Consider the following 16,990-nt stretch of genomic DNA (forward strand, 5'->3'; position numbering starts at 1 on the left):
GACAAGGTGCCTTTTAATGGGTGCTTCGACTCGCTCCGCGAGTCTCGCAATGACACTTTTCTTTCTTTTGTGTGGGGCAGGGGCAGTGCACAGCAGATGCCGACTCCAACCTCGCTAGGACGTAAAACTACTGGCACGAAACTACGAAATCGCCGGACCTACGTTGGCACAAGCCTATATGCTCATGTGGTCACCCGCTCATGTTCTCATATGGCCACATGTTCATATGAGCATGTGAGCGAATGAAGGAGTCTCGGTTCGCTCAGGATCCCAACCATTGGAATGTGTATATTTCGGTCAATTGTCAACATGTCGAGGGGTGCACACCAAGTAGGTACGCGGTGTCCAGAGCCCCACTCACTCTATCCGGTAATCCGGCATCATACGCCCAAGAAGGCGGTGATGGGGATTAGTGCGGTCCTGCGGTCGAGTGCAATGCTCTCATCCCCAGGATACAGGACGAGCGCTAATCTCACCGACGAGCCAAGGTCTTCTGCGCATGCGTGGAGCGAGGCTATGGTTCTTCTGCCCACCTTCTGGCTCCACGTAACCTGTATGGCTATCAGCTCTCCACCTTTCTCGATGAGAAAGTCGACCTCTTTTCTATCAACGGTGCGCCAGAACCATAGTCTCGTTCCTGGACTGGAAACGGAAATCAGCTTCAGCAGCTCACTGGCAACCCACGTTTCAAATATAGCCCCGACTTTGTTCTGTCTCTCAAGTACAGACCAACTATCTATGCCCATCAAATGACACGCCATTCCTGTGTCGGTAAGATGCAGTTTGGGACTCTTTATGAGCCGCTTGCCGATATTCGCATAGTACGGTCGCAATAGGAAGATCTGGTAAGTCGTTTCCAAAAGACCCAGGTGCCTTCGCACCGTGGTATAGGGGAGACCCAGGTCCTGCGACATACTGGAGTAATTCAGAAGCTGAGATGTGCGTGACGCTGACATCGAGAGAAGCCTGTTGAAATCGGGAAGATTCCCGAGGTGTGTAATGTCGCGGACATCTCGCTCGAGGTAAGTCTGCCTGTATCCGTCAAACCACGTAGATCGAGACGACTTCGAGCCCATAAGCGATGGGACTGGATATCCTCCCGCAAGGATTCTTGCTTTGATTTCTTTGTAGCTGGGTACGGGAGATTTGCTGGGCAAAGCAGAGATGAATTCGCTCGGTCGTGTTGTCCGAAAGAGATGAGGCAAGGTATCTGGTTGTTTCTTCTTGAGGAGTTCAGCCCAAGAGAATGGATAGAGGTTGAGAAGAGCTACCCTACCAGCAAGCGTTTCTGAAACTGTTTTCAGGGTCATTATGTTTGCTGATCCGGTAAGGATGTATTGGCCAGGTTTCCTGTTGTTATCGACACGAAGCTTAATGGCTCGCAGAAGATCTGGCGCTTTTTGGACTTCGTCGATGATGAGTGGCGCGGGATTCTCGGAGAGGAACCCGTCGGGATCTCGTAGTGCGGCCTCCAATGTGGCAAGTGTATCTAGTGTTGCGTACTTCGCTGGCCACTTGCTTGAGGCCATAGCTCGGACGAGGGTGGTCTTACCCACCTGTCTGGCTCCGGTCACCAGCACTATCGGAAATTCCCGTAGGGAGTCTAGGAGTCTGTTTTCCAGGAATCGCCGCAGCATGGATAAATATTATCCATACAATGGCTAATTGTCAAGAAGAAAATCGCACCTGATGTCTCGTGGGCGTCGGACCCTGGAAATTACATTAGGGCCATTTGACCCCTGATTGGGGACGCCGCCCGGGCCGTTTCACGGGCTCACCATGCGGATGTTCTTGGTGGATCACGGGTCCTTTTTGTAGGTTGTGCCCCATTTTAGGTCCTCACTGATGGCATGCCCAGTGATTTCGACATTACAGCTATCGTGTTCCTTACACCATGCTTCACATTTTTCAGCCCATTCTCTATCGCTGTAAAGAAACTTGCATTCTTCACATTGGAAATATAGTTTCCCGTTCTTCTCTATTTCCCTGGCGATCTTGCACCCTCCTTAGTCTAGACCACGTGGGCCCAGTGTAAATCCAAATGTCAGAACCATGCATCGGGGCTTCAGGGTTTTTGCACGCCCAGTCCTGCAGCTCTAAGCCTAGCCTCGTCCGGGCCGCGATCAGCACAGCATTCTGCGAGCCTGCCGTCTATCACAACAGCGGGAACCGAGTGAATGCCCAGGGCCCTGGCCCTGCTTGCCACCTCCGGGTCCTTCATATCCCAAATGGTGACTTCGCAGGATGAACAGGCGATCCGGTTGACCAGTTCGATTGTCTCCTCGCACGCGGGACATCCAGCGCTGAAGACCTCAACCTTGCGTTTGCTGCCCATACTTATTACCTCCTTTTTCCTCCAGGATTCAGATGACCACGACTACATCTCAGAATCAAGCGCCTCCAGTATCGGGCATTCGGTCACAGGACCCCGTCCTGTGCAGGTGACTGCCAGTTTCACGAGAGCCTTCTTCATCTTCTGAAGAGTCTTGATCCTTTCCTCAATATCGGCAATCTTGGCCTCGGCATGCATTTTGACGTCGCCACAAGTAGTATGAGGATCAACTCGCAAAGAGAAAAGTTCTGAGATTTCCTCAAGGGAGAACCCCAGTTCTTTTGCGCGCTTGATGAACTGGAGGCGCGCGACATCGTCCTGCGAGTACTGCCGGTAGCCAGACTCTCTCCGAGTCGGCTCGGGCATAAGCCCTCGTCGTTCATAGTAGCGAACAGTCTCAATGTTCACATGTGCCCTTTTGGCCAACTGACCTATTGTCAAGTTTTCCACTTTTCCACCCCCATACACAGTATAACCCTGTACCTAGGTACGGGGTCAAGGATTTTTTGCATTTTTCTCGCGCCAGTACGGCGCCGGCAGCTCCACGGATTCACATTTCGACGGGGAGCAACCTGAGTTTTGCGGATTTGTACGGAGGTGGTTTTGGTGGTCGTTCCCGATTTCATGTCTGGCGGCTTGCCCAAGGTTTCAAAGCATCACGTCTGCTCGGGGCTTGCGGGCTCCAGTCAAGACGGAGTGCCGAACAGGCAGATGGCGCGGTGGCAGGCTGCTCACAAAAAGCCTTCAATTATATGAAGTCAGGACCTGCGTACGCATTGTTTTCTAAACAACGTATCACGCTAGATCCTTCTTCATTCTCTCGAACTCGTCTTTGGTAATCTCTCCACTGGCGTACCGTTTCTTTAGAATGTCTAAAGGTGTTTCATTGAACGAGGATCCAGAAGTGCTTTTCTTTTCGTTTCTCAAAACGAGATAGACCACCAAGCCGACTATCGCAAGAAAGATAATCCACATGAACATGCCTCCATACCAATTGTTCATCATGCCCCATCCCTGGCCAAAATCCATCATGCCCCAGCTCCTTCCCGAAAAATCCTTTGACCGCGGCGCTACTGGAGCTCTCAGTGCATCCTAGATGCCAGTAGCCATGAAACCTCTGACATACGCTTCTAGCAGCAGTGAGAGCTCGCGTTACCCACGGATTCCCTGTTCATGTATTTCATGGGATCATTTTCAAATTTCTCTTTACACCCCACGCAACAGAAATAGAATGTCTTTCCCATGTGCTCAACCGGTCCTACAGCAGTGTCTTTGTCTATCTCCATGAGACAGACCGGGTCCATAACCTTCTCTGTCATGATTAATCACCTCCATTCTACTGTGTTTGCTGACTGCAATTTCCACTGTTGCACCTGCCAATTTTTTGCGGACACCAAATCTTATATAAAAGTAGAGTCCAAGTTGAAATCCAAAACCAATGGCCAACAAGGAAATCCAAAACCACAGATCCAGGAACTGTTCGAGGGCATAAGTGAAAGAATTGACCAGAGTAAGAATTCCAAAATATATTGTGAAGAGCACTGTTGCTCCACCTGTACCGATAATTATTGGCTTATTGTTTCTCATATCTAAACCCCCCTTCCGGGGAGATCTCCCTTAGCATCCGAGTCAGCTTTTGCTGGTTCATCCAAAGCAGTAATTGCGTTTTTCCCAGAGGAATCTGTGGCAGTTTCACAGGCCAAAATTCCCCTGATGCTTGTTGGGCAATCAGTGTTCACGATGATTCTTTCCCCTTGAGATTCTTCATGAGATTCAATATTCAACACGACGTCAATCTTCTTCTTAGCCTTTCAAATCATTAAGCTTCTTTCTGAGAAGCTCTTCTTTGACTCCACCAGTAAATTCCAGTTTTCCGTTTATGACTATACCGGGGGCAGACATGAGCATGTACTTCTGAGAGACTTCCGGATGTTCCGTTACATCGATGATCTCAACTTTCATCTCTGGGAAATCGTCCTGTATCTTTTCTACGGTCTCTTTTGCGGATGCACAGTGAGTGCATCCTGGCATTGTCAAAACCTCAACCTTTATCATCTGATTTTCCTCCCTTCTTTTCTCTTTTTCTTTTGAAAAAGAACCATCCTATCGGAACTACTATGAATGCCGCCATCGTTGAAAGGGCATACTTCGATGTCCGTCTGGCCATCTCAAAGACACCTCTCCCTTCTGAAATCCCGACGCCGCATTCGTCACAAATATTATCAACGCCTTCAAATGAGCCTTCCTCCAGCACCTTCCTGCAGAAACAGGCTCCGCCCTCCCACAGATTGTTTGTAAGGCATTCCGTGCACGGCGGTTCTATACAGCACTCGTATTCAGCCACTCCGCCTGCCTTTGCAAACAGAGCGTCCCATCCTCCGTGAAGGCCTGTCGCCAGAAGCCAGTGGTGACCGTATATGCCGATGGTTAGTATTACTGCGCCAATACCTACCAGGAACCAGCCGGTGAGCCTCCCTATCGCCAACCTCCGCTTCACGAGGGCCTGAGTTGCGTTCACCCCGATGATACCCAGTATGGCAAGGAATATTAGGGGGGTTGCCCTTCCCAAGCCGTGAATGGCCCCTAAGATAGACGCCGTCGCGGCTTCCCCCACTGTAGCGATATAAGTCAGCATCACGTAGAACGCGGGGTTAGGGCAGGCAACCCCCGCATTGCCCAGAAAGAGGCCCATAAAGAGGGCCTTAAGGTAGTCCTGCCTCTCGACTATGATCCGTGGTATCCCCCGGCCGAAAGTTGGCAATGTGAACTTGATGAGGGCAAGTTCCGAAAGCCCGAAGAGAAGGGCTGCCGTTCCCGCAACCACGTACATGATGGTCGTTGCCCTGTCCATGCCGAAATATGAACCTGCCAAGGCTATGACCACCGCATAGACTGTTATAGTAACTGTCAGTCCAAGGCCGAAAAGAAGGGCCATGAGGAAACCCTTCTTGTAGCCCTTCCCCATGCTCATCGGCACTATCACGAAGACCAGCGGAAATGTACAGGGGAGGGTAATCATAGATAACCCGGCGGCGTATGAGAGTCCGGCGGTTACGGTTGTGGCAGGATTCGTTGCCAGATAGACCATGCCGAGGACAAAGACGGAAAAGAGGATAAAGGCAAGAATGACGAGTCTTGACCTAATTCTCTTTTCATTTTCGGATAGTTCGATTTGGTCTTTCATAGGCTTGGCTCGTTCCTCAATAGGTTCGCAAACCTTGTCTTCTTTTCATCAGCTTTTGAAGTAGCAGTGTTTCGTACTACAATCGTTTCTTAAACAAAATTCATGCCAACAATATGACCCTTGAGGTAATGTGTTTGTGAGAAACATCTTATCTCGGGAAGTCGCAGGAGCACTGCGACTTCCTCATCTGCTGATATGGAGAATATCGAACATGTAGTTGAATACTATTCCACATGGTGAGGGCAGACTCTTTGATCCGACTCAGGGCAGGCAGCTTCTTTTCTGATGGGGATCAGGGAGAAGGAGATTCTACTCCGTTGGCTCAAGCCAACGAAGCACGAAATATGCCTCATGCCATCTAACGATGGCTTGGACCTATTTCGTTCGCCAGGCCGAAGAGAAGGCTGTAAGTAATTTGTACTTTGTAATTCCCTCATGGGGCACCAAGCGTGAAGCACTGAATGCCGCCTACCGTACTTTGTACCTTGCTCTTTGCATTTCGTACTTTGTCGAAAAGTCTCCACGTGCCTGTGGAATATTCTCCGAATATGCAGAGAACAAGGTGTTTCCCTCGTTCACCTTCGATGAGCTAATAACCTATATCGTAAAACGTTAGCTGAAAAGAGGAGTTTATGGCACGAATCTTGTCTAAGTCTGAAGACGAAAGGGAAAGGTCCCGGCAATTCGAGCCGGATTGAGGAGGGGAGTCATGCATGGAGAGGAATTGGGTGGTTATGCTTACGGCATGTGGTTTGCAGTCACTCTTAACGTTTTTCTTTTTCTCTTTTTCGCCATAGGCTTCATTAGACCGAAGAGGAAATTTGAGTGGCGTTCGATGGGTGTTTTTGCTGGTTTCATTTTTGCGTTGTTTACGGAAATGTATGGTTTTCCCCTTACTATCTATCTTCTTTCAATATGGATGGGTAAGTCTTATCCTGTTCTTGATCCGTTTTCCCATTCGAGTGGGCACTTGGTTCTGGTGTTCTTAGGGTTGGCTCATTCTCACCGAGCGTTAATCATTCTCCATGTGATTAGCAATGGGATAATATTCTTCGGCTTCTATCTTTTGTACAAAGGGTGGAGGTTGATACAACGTGCACAAGGGGAGAAGCTGGTCACAATAGGAGTGCATTCCCGGGTAAGACATCCTCAATACAGCGGTCTATTCCTGGTGACAATCGGATTTCTCATTCAATGGCCGTCCCTGACTACACTGATCATGTGGCCAATACTAATATTTGCCTATTACAGGTTAGCAACAAGAGAGGAAAGGGATTTGGAAAAACAATTTGGTGAGGAATTCGCTGACTACAAGAGAAGAGTTCCAGCTTTTGTGCCTCGTTTAGGAAAATGAGGAGCTTCTGCTTGAAAGATACATCATGGTTCTGAGTACGCGCAAGATGAAGGCTAAGAAGAGCCGAGAAAGTAGTCAGGTCTCTTGAGACTAGTTCGTTCAAAGGAGGTGAAATAATATGCACTTCGATCCAGCTTGCGGCCGTCGGATGAATCCCAATAGGGCTTATACAAAAATCAAGTACGAGGGAGAAGTCTATTATCTGTGCTGTCCGCTGTGCCAATCCACCTTCGAAAAGGATCCAGAAAACTATATTTCCGACCCCCATAGAAACAAGAAGCGGAAGAAAGGGCACTGACAGTCGTCCTGCGCTAACATACTCTCGGCACTATGTCCTGCATTTCGAGTTGCCCCACCCACAGCTCGGTCCTCCGAGCCGGTTTTCTTCTATTCCTTGCGCTCCGTGCTTTATAATTTGTGGAATGTAGAAAAGTCTACAGGCAATTGTAGAATGTTCTCCAAATACATCGAAAAAGAGACATGCACCACATACCCATTGTGTAACGTAAGCCTCTGTTTCGTAAAGCCTTATCTGACCAGGCTCTGGTCTGGCACAGATCTTGCCATGAAAAGTGTCGGAGATTACGAAGTTACTAGTGGTGAGGAAGGCAGTTGAGTTCCGAATTGGAGACTAAAGAGTGAAGGGAGGTGTTTGAAATGAAGCGGCTAGGTCTTTTCGCGCTGGTGTTGCTGCTCGGCGTTGCTTTGGCGAACATAGGCACGAGTCATCAAGGATCGGGCAGGCAAGGTATGCCTATGATGGGCTCTGGGATGATGGGGCAAGGCACGATGGGCTCCGGAATGATGATGGGAAGCGGCATGATGTGTTCGCGAATGATGATGCAAGGCAACTCGGGGTGCCCCATGATGATGGGTCTCGGGATGAGCGCTGATTTCTACCTGTCCTACGATGAAGAAATCGGGCTTTCCAAAGATCAGGTGACATCGTTAAAAGCTCTCAGAGATTCATATGGGAAACAAGCCATAGCATTGAACGCGGACCTGCAGAAGGTCATGCTCGAGCTGCGAAATATTCTGAATGAAGATGACGTGGACCTCTCTCAAGCCAAGGCGATAAACAAGCGGATTGAGAGCATACAGACCGACTTGAGGCTCAAGAATATCGAGGCCTCTGTGAAAGCAAAGAGAGTGCTGACAAGAGAACAGCTTAAGAAGGTCAGGTCTATGCGGATGTCCTACTCCGAAGAAGAAGAAGGTTGCCGTGGAATGATGATGAGATAGATGCCAGTGATATGGTGACCCCTGGGCGAGCCCCGCCCTCTACTGCTGTGGACTATAAGCCGGGCACGAAGACTGAAGGCATAGGGGGCGGGGCCATCAGTGACTTTATGATGTGAGGCAGGAGTTTGGAGGTGAGAAATCATGGCAAATCCACTGAAAACAATCGGCCGGTGGTGGCGGGACTATCTGAAGAGGCTTGCGCAGGTCAACCAGGAGGAATTCGGCGGACGTCCTCCCAGTTGCTGCGATCCGAAGCCTGTTCGCGAACTCGGTACTCACAGGCAAAACCAACAAAGAACCCAGAGGTAAGTAGCTGATTCGGCACGAGACGCGGAGCTGGAGCTTCAGGTCATGCTCACATCAGGAGAATCAGTAAAGGGTAAACCAAGGAAAGGATTGCGTTCCAATTACCTCTTACGCAGCGTGCATCTCAAGGTACTGGAATAGTGAAAGCCGTATTGCGACAGCTGAGCTTTCTTGGTCTTAAGTACTGAATTCTGAAGGAGGCAATCATGATTATTGGGTTTTCTGTTCTCAGGTTTCTCCACATCCTGGGAGTGGTCTTCATGGCATGGCCCCTCTACGCGCTAATCAGCGTGAACGAGCGGGGCAGGCTCGGGGCTCCACTGGGGAGCGATGCAGACACATACATGGAGAACATCATTAAGGGCCAGGCACGACGTTGCTACATTTTTCAACTTACTGTCGGCGCAACTGGACTTGGCCTGCTCATGATCAATGGAATGGGGCTGACAGCTATCCTCTCTAGCTGGGTCCTCACGTCCAAGACCATTCTGCTAATAGGAGTTATTTCTCTTCTTTCCTATGTTCACTTATCTCTCCAGCCCCGGATTGACACACTTTTTTCAGGGCTGGACAGCTCAGGTCAAAACATTCCGGATGAGACCAGGTCAAAGATCAGTTCTCTCCGAGTAAGACGGAAACAATTGGCAGGCTTGTGCCTCTTTCTTGTGATTACACTCATAATTCTGGGTGTACAGGTATTCGAACCTTTCAATCCTCTACTTACCCTTGTATTATTGGTACTTGGGGCGATCTTCGCCTGGCGCGCATACAGGGGTCCTATCAAGTATGGGTGGATCTAGAGACATACGATATGTCCGAGCAAAGGGGGAAACTGCAATGGGTATTAACAATGTAGAAGTCTCGGAACTGAAGAAATTCGCCGAGGAGGCGGAAGTCAATCCGGAGTTAGCAAAAAAATCGAAGCAGGTCGAAGGGGAATGGGTGTTCGATGAGAACAAGCCTCAGTTTAGAGCCACCTTGGCGTTCAAAGAGGGCGAACGCATCGTGGAGTCTGACTTTGCCCCCTTCATGGGCGGACACGGTCTTGCCCCGGATGCAGTTCAGTACTGCCTGTACGGGTTGGCTGCTTGCTTTGCAGGAACGTTTGTCAATCTGGCCGCAATGGAGAGAGTAGATCTCAAGTCTCTGAAAATCAGTGTCAGGAACCAGATGGATCTAACCCGCACTCTTGGTCTTTCTAAAAACCCTATCGTTCAAGGAGTGGAAGTGGTGCTCAAGGTCAAGACCGATGCGCCCAGGGAGAAGGTGGAGGAGTTGGAGGCCCTGGCTAGAGAGCGGTGTCCTGGCGTGTACTGTCTGACTGAGCCGATCTCCCTCAAGAGCATCATAGAACAAGAAGGGCCATAGCAACGGCTGGACGAGCATGAAAAGTTGGTGCCTGCCTCCTGAGGTGTAGGATAGTACGCACCTTCCTGTAGGATATTCTCCATATCCGGATCAATGAAGTTATCGTGTAGTCTCAACTCATAAGAGGCAAGTGTATTCAGCAGTATGTATTATCTCATGTAGCCAAAACGTGGCACGGAACTTGTTACTGTGGGGGCATTGACGGCTTGAATCTGATATGATGGAGAAATTATATGGTGAAATGCACAGTATGCAAGAGAGAAATTGTTGGCTCCGCGCCGATATTGGTGAGCATCAACGGGACCTCGTATCCGCTGTGTTCTTCATTGTGCCACAGCAGATTTGAGAAAGAACCTAGAAAGTTTATTGAGAAAAGGGGGGAAGAGAAATCGTGGCTGGGCAGACGAAGAAAGCAATAGTAAGTTTTCTCTTTCTGACAATTGTATCGGTGACTTCAGTGGCTTCGGCTGATGCGAAGGACGCTAAGTATGTGAGTGTTAATCAATTGATTGAAGAAGCTCTTGTCAACAATCCGGATTTGGCTGCGGCTCGAGGCCAATGGGAAGCGGCCAGTGCAAGGGTGTTGCCAGCCGGTCTACCCCCAAACCCCACACTTGGGCTTGGGTACGGAATGATTCCCAGGGATGATTTCGCTCTTGGCAATGCTGGAATGAGAACTGTCTCAGTATCGCAGAAGATCCCATTTCCCGGGAAACTCTATTCAAATAATCGGAAAGCCTCGCACATAGCTGGTGTTGCCGGTCAAATTTTCAGAGTGAAAGAGAGAGAAATAGTCAAGCGCGTGAAAGATACTTACTACGATCTCTACGCCATTCACGAGTCGATTCGCATAACTGAAGAAGTGCAAGCTCTTCTCAGGAGTCTGGCCCGAATTGCTGAAACTAAGTATGCTGTGGGCAAGAGTGTTGCAGGGGATGTGCTGAAGGCGCACGTGGGACTCGCAAGGATTGAGAACGATCTCATAACATTTGAGGAAAAAATGGTGACCCAGAAAGCCAGGATGAATGCGCTTCTTGACCGTCCAATCGGAAAAAGCCCTGGTGTGCCGGAAAGGCCGCTTTTGAAACCGCTGAGCGCAACTCTTGAGGAACTGAACTCTCTTGCTCTTTCCAATAGACCCCAGTTGCTCGCCACGAAAGAGATGGCCAGGGCTGCTTCTTCCGCACACCTAACATCTAAGATGGACTATCTTCCCGACTTCATGCTTACCGTAAAACAGCAGGACGTGGACGTGGGGATGGACACCTGGGAAGTCATGTTCTCGGCCGAAATTCCACTGTGGATGCTGTTTAAAGAGAACAAAAGACTACAGGAGACCGGGGCAAGATTGGCAAGCGCTCAGGCTTCTGTTCAAGATGCCACAAATAGCGCTCTCTCTGCTGTGGAATCGACCTATGCCAGATACGAGAGGGCCAGAAAGACCCTCGAATTATATGAGACAGGGATTCTTCCGCAGGCCGAGATGTCGCTTGAGTCTGCGCAGGCTGCCTATGTGAATGATACTCGAGACTTTCTCTCCCTGCTGGACAGCGAGCGGAGTCTTCTGAAGTTCAGGCTTGAATACGCGAGGGCACAGGCTGACTATGAAAAATCAATTGCTGAACTTGAAGTGGTCGTCGGTATCGACCTGCCACGACAATAGCAAGGAGGAAGACATGAAAGGAAGGGTCTTGGTTTTGGCAATGGCAGTTGTTCTGAGCCTGGTCTTGACCAGCGCATTGTACATTGCGGCCGCACATGGAGAAGAAGTGCACCAGCCAGCGCCAGAGAAGAAAGCCGAAAAGACCGAGTGGACATGCGGGATGCATCCGTCAGTGAGGATGAGCGAGCCGGGCAAGTGTCCCATTTGCAACATGGACCTCGTTCCCGTTCAGGAGAGACACGAAAGCGCTGGCCCTGTCACAGTCAAGTTGGGGGAGAGAGCAAGACTGCTTGCTGGAGTAGCCACCTCTGAGGTCAAGTTTCTTCCTCTCTACAAGGAGATCATAACAGTTGGCAGGATAGACTATGATGAAAGGAAGGTGGCAAACGCGACGTCAAGAGTGGCGGGCAGAATAGACAAGCTCTATGTTGATTTCACGGGAACTGAGGTGAAGCGCGGAGAGCCTCTTGTATACCTATATTCGCCGAGCCTGGTTTCCACACAAGACGAATACCTCTCGGCACTGAAGATGAGGGATAGGGTGAAAGATGGCCCTAATCGCGAGGCCGACGAAGCGGCTCAGTCGCTGGTTAAAGCGGCTCGTAGCAGGTTGCTGCTCTGGGGCATCACAGAAAGACAGATACGAAACCTGGAAAGGACTGGAAAAGCAAACGACCATATGACCATCGTTTCGCCGATAGCGGGTACGGTAATCAGAAAGATTGTTCTGGAAGGGAACTACGTAAAAGAGGGTGACCACCTCTACCACATCGCAGACCTGTCCAACCTGTGGATCTATGCGGACATCTATGAGAACGAGATTTCCTGGATAAAAGAGGGACAGAACGTGAAGTTTACCAGTATTGCCTATCCTGGCGAGGAGTTCCACGGAAAGGTCTCCTTCATAGACCCCTTCCTTGATGAAAGAACACGCTCGGTGAAGGTGAGAGTTGATGTTCCTAATTCAGGCTTGAAACTGAGACCCGGGATGTTTGCTAACGCCACATTCAATGCGACGCCTCAAGGGGGTGGTGAGTACCACATCTGTCCAATGCATCCTGAAGTGGTTTCTAAGGACCCGGGCGAGTGCGAGATTTGCGGGATGGATCTCGTTAAGGTCGGAGAAGGTGTGGTTCTGGCCGTTCCTAAATCGGCAATTCTTGACACTGGAAAAAGAAAGATAGTCTATGTTGAGAAGGAGATGGGAGTCTATGAGGCGAAGGAAGTGGTTCTGGGGCCGGAAGGCTATGTGGAGATAGGTGACGGACCTGTGGCTTATTATCCCGTGAAGAAGGGTTTGATGGAAGGGGAGAAGGTTGTAACAAGAGGTAACTTCCTCATTGACTCACAGAGCCAGTTGAGTGGGCCGGCCGCGTCTATGTATGACGCCGCAATAGGGAAAGAAGAACCGACAAAGCCGGTACACAAGCATTAAGTCAAAGGGAACCCAGTAATGATAACCCGAATCATAGAAAGTTCGCTGAGGAATAGAGGCCTGGTTCTCGCCTTTTACGTGCTGATCATAGCGTGGGGAGTGTGGTCAGTCAAGAACACCCCTGTTGATGCTATTCCGAACATTGGTGAGAACCAGGTGATTGTCTATGCTGACTGGCCTGGCAGAAGTCCCCAAGATGTGGAAGACCAGGTAATCTACCCATTGACGATTAACTTGATGGGTCTCCCGCGGGTTAAGGTTGTTCGCTCAAACTCCTATTTCGGTTTTGGCCTGGTAAACATCATATTCGAGGACAATGTCGATTTCTACTGGGCAAGGACAAGAGTCCTTGAGCGCCTGGACCAGGCACAGCAAATGCTGCCAGAAGGTGTGAGCGCAGTCTTGGGTCCGGACGCGACCGCGCTCGGCCAAATCTTCTGGTATACGATTGAAAACGGTTACTATTGTCCAGATCATCCAAACGTATCCTATGAACAGCCGGGGAAATGCCCGGACGACGGAAAGCAACTGGTCCGCTCTCAACACGATTTGGGCGAGTTGCGCTCCTTGCACGACTGGTATGTACGGTATCAGCTCAGTTCAGTCCAGGGGGTGTCAGAGGTGGCAAGTGTGGGTGGATTCGTCAAACAATACCAGATAGACGTTCACCCAGAGAGGCTGCTCGCTCATAATGTAAGGCTCTCAGATATGGTCGTGGCTGTGAAAAGAAGCAACCTTGACGTTGGTGCCAAGACCTTTGAAGAAGGTGGAACTGAGTTCGTGGTCAGAGGCGTAGGTTTCATAAAGTCGGTTGAAGACATAGAGAATATTGTGATAGGTGCCCATGATGGGGTGCCGATCTATGTTAAGAATGTGGGCGACGTGACTACTGGTCCTGACTTCAGGCGCGGAGCCCTGGACAAAGAGGGAGCGGAGGTGACTGGCGGTGTGGTCCTCATGCAGTTCGGAGATAATCCGCTGAGGGTGATTGAGAGGATCAAAGCCAAGATAAAGGAGCTGGAACCGGGCCTTCCGTCAGGCGTAAGGATAGTCCCTTTCTATGACAGAACCCAGTTGATACACAGATCTGTAAGCACTCTGACCATCTCCCTTGTGCTCGCTACCGTCATAACGATCCTGACCATTGTGGTCTTCCTCAGACATTTCTTCGGGAGTTTCATCATTTCGTTGGTTTTGCCGGTTGGAGTACTGATGGCGTTCGTTGTGATGTACCGTATCGGCGTGGATGCAAACATCATGTCCCTGGGCGGCATCATCATTGCCATAGGTGTGATGGTCGATTCCGGGATTGTGATGACTGAGAATATATACCGTAGGCTCTCTGAGGCAGGAGCAGAAAAAGGGGTACCTCTCACTTCAAATGAAAGGCTCGATACGACTATCGCAGGCGCGAAAGAAGTCGCCGCGCCAGTGCTCTTCTCTCTGCTCACAACGATTGTTTCATTCATTCCTGTCTTTGCTCTCACGGGAAAGTCGGGCAGGCTTTTCCATCCTCTGGCTTTCACAAAAACTTTCAGTATGTCCGGAGCTGCTGTTATCGCACTTACTTTGATACCGACGCTTTCCTACTTTCTTCTGCGAGGGAAGCTGCGTTCTGTAGACGAGGGAGGAGTTTCCAGGTACCTCAGAAAAGGATATCTCCCCGTCATAAGGTGGTCGGTCAGCCACAAGTCGGTTCCCGTAATCGCTTCAGTCGTCATTCTCCTGATCGGAATCATCATATTCCCCAACATAAAGAGAGAATTCATGCCGCCACTGAACGAGGGCGATTTGTTGTTCATGCCTGTGCTTCTCCCGGGAGCGTCAATCACTCAGGTGATGGAGGTTATGAAAAAGCAGGATATGATCATCAAAAAGGAGTTTCCACATGAGGTGGATATGGTGGTGGGGAAGCTAGGCAGAGCAGAGACTGCTACAGACCCGGCCCCGGTGACCATGTTGGAAACTATTATAAGATTAAAAGACAGGAAATACTGGCGAAAGGGAATGACCAGGGAGAAATTGGTCAAAGAGATTGTCGAGGCCACCAGGATCCCAGGTGTCAGTCCCATCATGACTCAGCCGATCCAGAACAGGATAGACATGCTTGCTACCGGGATCCAGACTCCTGTAGGGGTGAAGGTCTTTGGTGATAGCCTGAGCAAGATTGTTGAGATAGCAATCGAGATAGAGGGCATACTGAGAGACATTCCAGGTGCGGTCGGACCATACGCAGAAAGAGCTGATAGGAGACCATACTTCGAAATTGAGATAGATAGGCGGCAAGCTGCACGCTACGGCGTCAGAGTAGGAGATGTGCAGGACATTATCATGACGGCAATAGGGGGAATGAATATAGCTACCACTGTCGAGGGAAGAGAGAGATATCCGATTCGGGTTAGATATGTGCGTGAGTTAAGGGATAACGTGGAGGCACTCAAGAGGATACTCGTTCCTACCCCCAGTGGTGCCCAGATACCGCTTTCGCAGGTTGCCTCTCTGAGGAAAGTCCTGGGCCCTATGACAGTGGGAACAGAGAATGCGCTTCCCTATGCGAGAGTGTTTGTGAGTGTGGATCAATCGAAGATTGGACTGGTTGACTTCGTGAACAAAGCGAGTGAGATAATCGATAAGGCCATTGTGGATCAGGGTAAGCTTCCCCCTGGCTATTACATTGCGTGGAGCGGACAGTATGAATCTGAAGTGGAGGCGAAAAAGAAACTGGTCGTTGCGGTTCCGGTTGCGCTTTTCATGATTCTGCTGCTTCTGTATATGGTGTTCAAGAACGTGACATCAACTGTTGTGGTTGCCAGTGGATTGCCCATATCAATGATCGGTGGAGTCATACTTTTGTATGTTCTTGGTTTCAAGATGAGCGTGGCAGTCTGGGTTGGATTCATAGCCCTATTCGGTGTCGCCACAGATAACGCAGTAGTCCTTGTTTCAGCACTCGACGGTCTCTTCCGCAAAAGAGCAGTGACAAGTGTGCAGGATATTCGCGAGACTGTCATCAAGGGAGGTCTCTTGAGGGTCAGGCCGTGCGTCATGACGGCCATGACCACGATTTTAGCTTTGATTCCAGTCATGGTAAGTTCAGGTACAGGTTCGGAGGTTATGAAGCCAATGGCTTCTCCCACTGTCGGCGGTCTCATCACAGCCACCCTATCGAACCTCATACTGGTTCCCGTCATCTACTGTTGGTTGAAAGAGCGACAATTCAGAAGGGCTCAAAAGGAGAGTTAGTATAATGAAAGAGATAAAAGCCTATGTGAGGCGGTTCATTGTCGAGGATGTGATACGAGCACTGAGGAAGGCAGGTGCTCACAGGCTGGCTGCGATCGATGTTGAAGGTTTAGCTGATGAGCTTGTGGGGGAGGAGAAGGAAATCTCATCTGAGCTGGGGAGCACCTATACTCCTATGGTCAAACTGGAGCTCATCTGCGACAAGAAGGACGTGGAAAGGTTCGTCAACGAAATCAGGAAAGTCGCCTGTACCGGACGAAAAGGAGACGGGATCATTGCAGTGTCAAGCCTGGACGATGTTCGGGGTATAAGGACAGGTAAGCGCACTTGTTGACACAAAAACACGGCAAACGTTGTCGTACTCTGTACCTCGCACTCCGTACTTTGTACTTTGCGTAGAAAGGAGGTGATATTGTGAAGAAGGGAATTCTTTTAGCGGTTATCGGCCTGGTTTCTGTGGGCGCATTGGTCCTTGTGGGGTGTTCGAGTCAGGAGGAGCCTCAAGCACAACCGCAGACGATGCATATGGAGACAGAGATGTCAGAGACGCGTACTCAGGTGAAGGACCTGGCTTGTGGTATGACTGTAAGTACAAATTCTCCCCACACAGCAACTTATGAGGGGAAGGACTACTACTTCTGCTCTGCGGGCTGCAAGGATAGGTTTGTCGAGAACCCTGTGAAGTACGTCACTCAATAGTGTCGATATTGCTTGACACCACGGGCATACTTGGATAGGTTATCGCACAGATAGGCTTGACGAAACCACGAAACTCGAACCTGGAACCACGAGATTACACGAGATTAACACAGATTGAAACCCATCCTTATTGCTGAACCCGAACCAGGAAGGAATCTTGTGAA

Annotated in this window: 17 protein-coding genes; 10 read left to right on the forward strand and 7 right to left on the reverse strand. The window is 49.8% G+C overall.

Annotated features, from left to right (window positions below):
• Positions 1 to 380: 380 nt before the first annotated feature.
• From E3J62_12060 to E3J62_12090, 7 genes are all read right to left on the reverse strand, one after another.
• Positions 381 to 1,637: an ATP-binding protein gene (locus tag E3J62_12060; GenBank protein TET43839.1), complete on the reverse strand. Its 1,257-nt coding sequence runs from the start codon at positions 1,635 to 1,637 to the stop codon at positions 381 to 383.
• Positions 1,638 to 2,065: 428 nt separating this feature from the next.
• Positions 2,066 to 2,335 carry a hypothetical protein gene (locus E3J62_12065; protein TET43840.1) on the reverse strand — a complete coding sequence of 90 codons (270 nt, stop codon included), beginning with the start codon at positions 2,333 to 2,335 and terminating at the stop codon, positions 2,066 to 2,068.
• A gap of 42 nt (positions 2,336 to 2,377) precedes the next feature.
• Positions 2,378 to 2,782, reverse strand: a complete 405-nt coding sequence (locus E3J62_12070; protein TET43841.1) for a heavy metal-responsive transcriptional regulator — start codon at positions 2,780 to 2,782, stop codon at positions 2,378 to 2,380.
• A gap of 345 nt (positions 2,783 to 3,127) precedes the next feature.
• Positions 3,128 to 3,364, reverse strand: coding sequence for an SHOCT domain-containing protein (locus E3J62_12075; protein ID TET43842.1), 237 nt, complete (start codon positions 3,362 to 3,364; stop codon positions 3,128 to 3,130).
• 98 nt (positions 3,365 to 3,462) lie between these two features.
• Positions 3,463 to 3,651: a YHS domain-containing protein gene (locus tag E3J62_12080; GenBank protein ID TET43843.1), complete on the reverse strand. Its 189-nt coding sequence runs from the start codon at positions 3,649 to 3,651 to the stop codon at positions 3,463 to 3,465.
• A gap of 484 nt (positions 3,652 to 4,135) precedes the next feature.
• Entirely contained in the window at positions 4,136 to 4,387 is a 252-nt protein-coding gene (locus E3J62_12085) for a thioredoxin (GenBank protein ID TET43844.1), read from the reverse strand.
• Positions 4,374 to 5,516 (reverse strand): cytochrome C biogenesis protein, encoded by a 1,143-nt coding sequence (locus tag E3J62_12090; GenBank protein TET43845.1) that lies wholly within the window; start codon positions 5,514 to 5,516, stop codon positions 4,374 to 4,376. Before E3J62_12090 ends, E3J62_12085 begins: the two co-directional genes overlap by 14 nt.
• Positions 5,517 to 6,225: 709 nt before the next feature.
• On the opposite strand from E3J62_12090, the gene E3J62_12095 reads away from it, so the two are divergent.
• From E3J62_12095 to E3J62_12140, 10 genes are all read left to right on the forward strand, one after another.
• Positions 6,226 to 6,870 (forward strand): isoprenylcysteine carboxylmethyltransferase family protein, encoded by a 645-nt coding sequence (locus E3J62_12095; GenBank protein ID TET43846.1) that lies wholly within the window; start codon positions 6,226 to 6,228, stop codon positions 6,868 to 6,870.
• Positions 6,871 to 6,988: 118 nt separating this feature from the next.
• Complete coding sequence (locus E3J62_12100) at positions 6,989 to 7,168, forward strand: YHS domain-containing protein (GenBank protein TET43847.1); 180 nt, start codon at positions 6,989 to 6,991, stop codon at positions 7,166 to 7,168.
• A 359-nt stretch (positions 7,169 to 7,527) separates the two neighbouring features.
• Positions 7,528 to 8,112: a hypothetical protein gene (locus tag E3J62_12105; GenBank protein ID TET43848.1), complete on the forward strand. Its 585-nt coding sequence runs from the start codon at positions 7,528 to 7,530 to the stop codon at positions 8,110 to 8,112.
• 512 nt (positions 8,113 to 8,624) lie between these two features.
• A complete protein-coding gene (locus tag E3J62_12110) occupies positions 8,625 to 9,218 on the forward strand; it encodes a hypothetical protein (GenBank protein TET43849.1) in 594 nt (197 codons plus the stop codon).
• Positions 9,205 to 9,786: an OsmC family peroxiredoxin gene (locus E3J62_12115; GenBank protein ID TET43850.1), complete on the forward strand. Its 582-nt coding sequence runs from the start codon at positions 9,205 to 9,207 to the stop codon at positions 9,784 to 9,786. Before E3J62_12110 ends, E3J62_12115 begins: the two co-directional genes overlap by 14 nt.
• 391 nt (positions 9,787 to 10,177) lie before the next feature.
• On the forward strand, positions 10,178 to 11,449 hold the full coding sequence (locus tag E3J62_12120) for a TolC family protein (GenBank protein ID TET43851.1): 1,272 nt from the start codon (positions 10,178 to 10,180) through the stop codon (positions 11,447 to 11,449).
• Positions 11,391 to 12,884 (forward strand): efflux RND transporter periplasmic adaptor subunit, encoded by a 1,494-nt coding sequence (locus tag E3J62_12125; GenBank protein ID TET43852.1) that lies wholly within the window; start codon positions 11,391 to 11,393, stop codon positions 12,882 to 12,884. Before E3J62_12120 ends, E3J62_12125 begins: the two co-directional genes overlap by 59 nt.
• Before the next feature lie 18 nt (positions 12,885 to 12,902).
• Positions 12,903 to 16,127, forward strand: a complete 3,225-nt coding sequence (locus E3J62_12130; protein ID TET43853.1) for an efflux RND transporter permease subunit — start codon at positions 12,903 to 12,905, stop codon at positions 16,125 to 16,127.
• A gap of 4 nt (positions 16,128 to 16,131) precedes the next feature.
• Positions 16,132 to 16,461 carry a P-II family nitrogen regulator gene (locus tag E3J62_12135; GenBank protein ID TET43854.1) on the forward strand — a complete coding sequence of 110 codons (330 nt, stop codon included), beginning with the start codon at positions 16,132 to 16,134 and terminating at the stop codon, positions 16,459 to 16,461.
• An 80-nt stretch (positions 16,462 to 16,541) separates the two neighbouring features.
• The gene (locus E3J62_12140) at positions 16,542 to 16,826 is read left to right on the forward strand and encodes a YHS domain-containing protein (GenBank protein ID TET43855.1); all 285 of its coding nucleotides are present in this window, start codon (positions 16,542 to 16,544) and stop codon (positions 16,824 to 16,826) included.
• Positions 16,827 to 16,990 lie beyond the last annotated feature (164 nt).

The sequence above is a fragment of the candidate division TA06 bacterium genome, from assembly GCA_004376575.1.
In the GTDB taxonomy this organism is placed as follows: Bacteria; Hydrothermota; DG-26; order E44-bin18; family E44-bin18; genus E44-bin18.

Coding starts and splice junctions, on each gene's coding strand:
- E3J62_12075 (TET43842.1), bottom strand. CDS start 3,364: ATGATGGATTTTGGCCAGGGATGGGGCATGATGAACAATTGGTATGGA.
- E3J62_12105 (TET43848.1), top strand. CDS start 7,528: ATGAAGCGGCTAGGTCTTTTCGCGCTGGTGTTGCTGCTCGGCGTTGCT.
- E3J62_12065 (TET43840.1), bottom strand. CDS start 2,335: ATGGGCAGCAAACGCAAGGTTGAGGTCTTCAGCGCTGGATGTCCCGCG.
- E3J62_12085 (TET43844.1), bottom strand. CDS start 4,387: ATGATAAAGGTTGAGGTTTTGACAATGCCAGGATGCACTCACTGTGCA.
- E3J62_12080 (TET43843.1), bottom strand. CDS start 3,651: ATGACAGAGAAGGTTATGGACCCGGTCTGTCTCATGGAGATAGACAAA.
- E3J62_12115 (TET43850.1), top strand. CDS start 9,205: ATGGGTGGATCTAGAGACATACGATATGTCCGAGCAAAGGGGGAAACT.
- E3J62_12100 (TET43847.1), top strand. CDS start 6,989: ATGCACTTCGATCCAGCTTGCGGCCGTCGGATGAATCCCAATAGGGCT.
- E3J62_12060 (TET43839.1), bottom strand. CDS start 1,637: ATGCTGCGGCGATTCCTGGAAAACAGACTCCTAGACTCCCTACGGGAA.
- E3J62_12135 (TET43854.1), top strand. CDS start 16,132: ATGAAAGAGATAAAAGCCTATGTGAGGCGGTTCATTGTCGAGGATGTG.
- E3J62_12110 (TET43849.1), top strand. CDS start 8,625: ATGATTATTGGGTTTTCTGTTCTCAGGTTTCTCCACATCCTGGGAGTG.
- E3J62_12095 (TET43846.1), top strand. CDS start 6,226: ATGCATGGAGAGGAATTGGGTGGTTATGCTTACGGCATGTGGTTTGCA.
- E3J62_12090 (TET43845.1), bottom strand. CDS start 5,516: ATGAAAGACCAAATCGAACTATCCGAAAATGAAAAGAGAATTAGGTCA.
- E3J62_12130 (TET43853.1), top strand. CDS start 12,903: ATGATAACCCGAATCATAGAAAGTTCGCTGAGGAATAGAGGCCTGGTT.
- E3J62_12125 (TET43852.1), top strand. CDS start 11,391: ATGAAAAATCAATTGCTGAACTTGAAGTGGTCGTCGGTATCGACCTGC.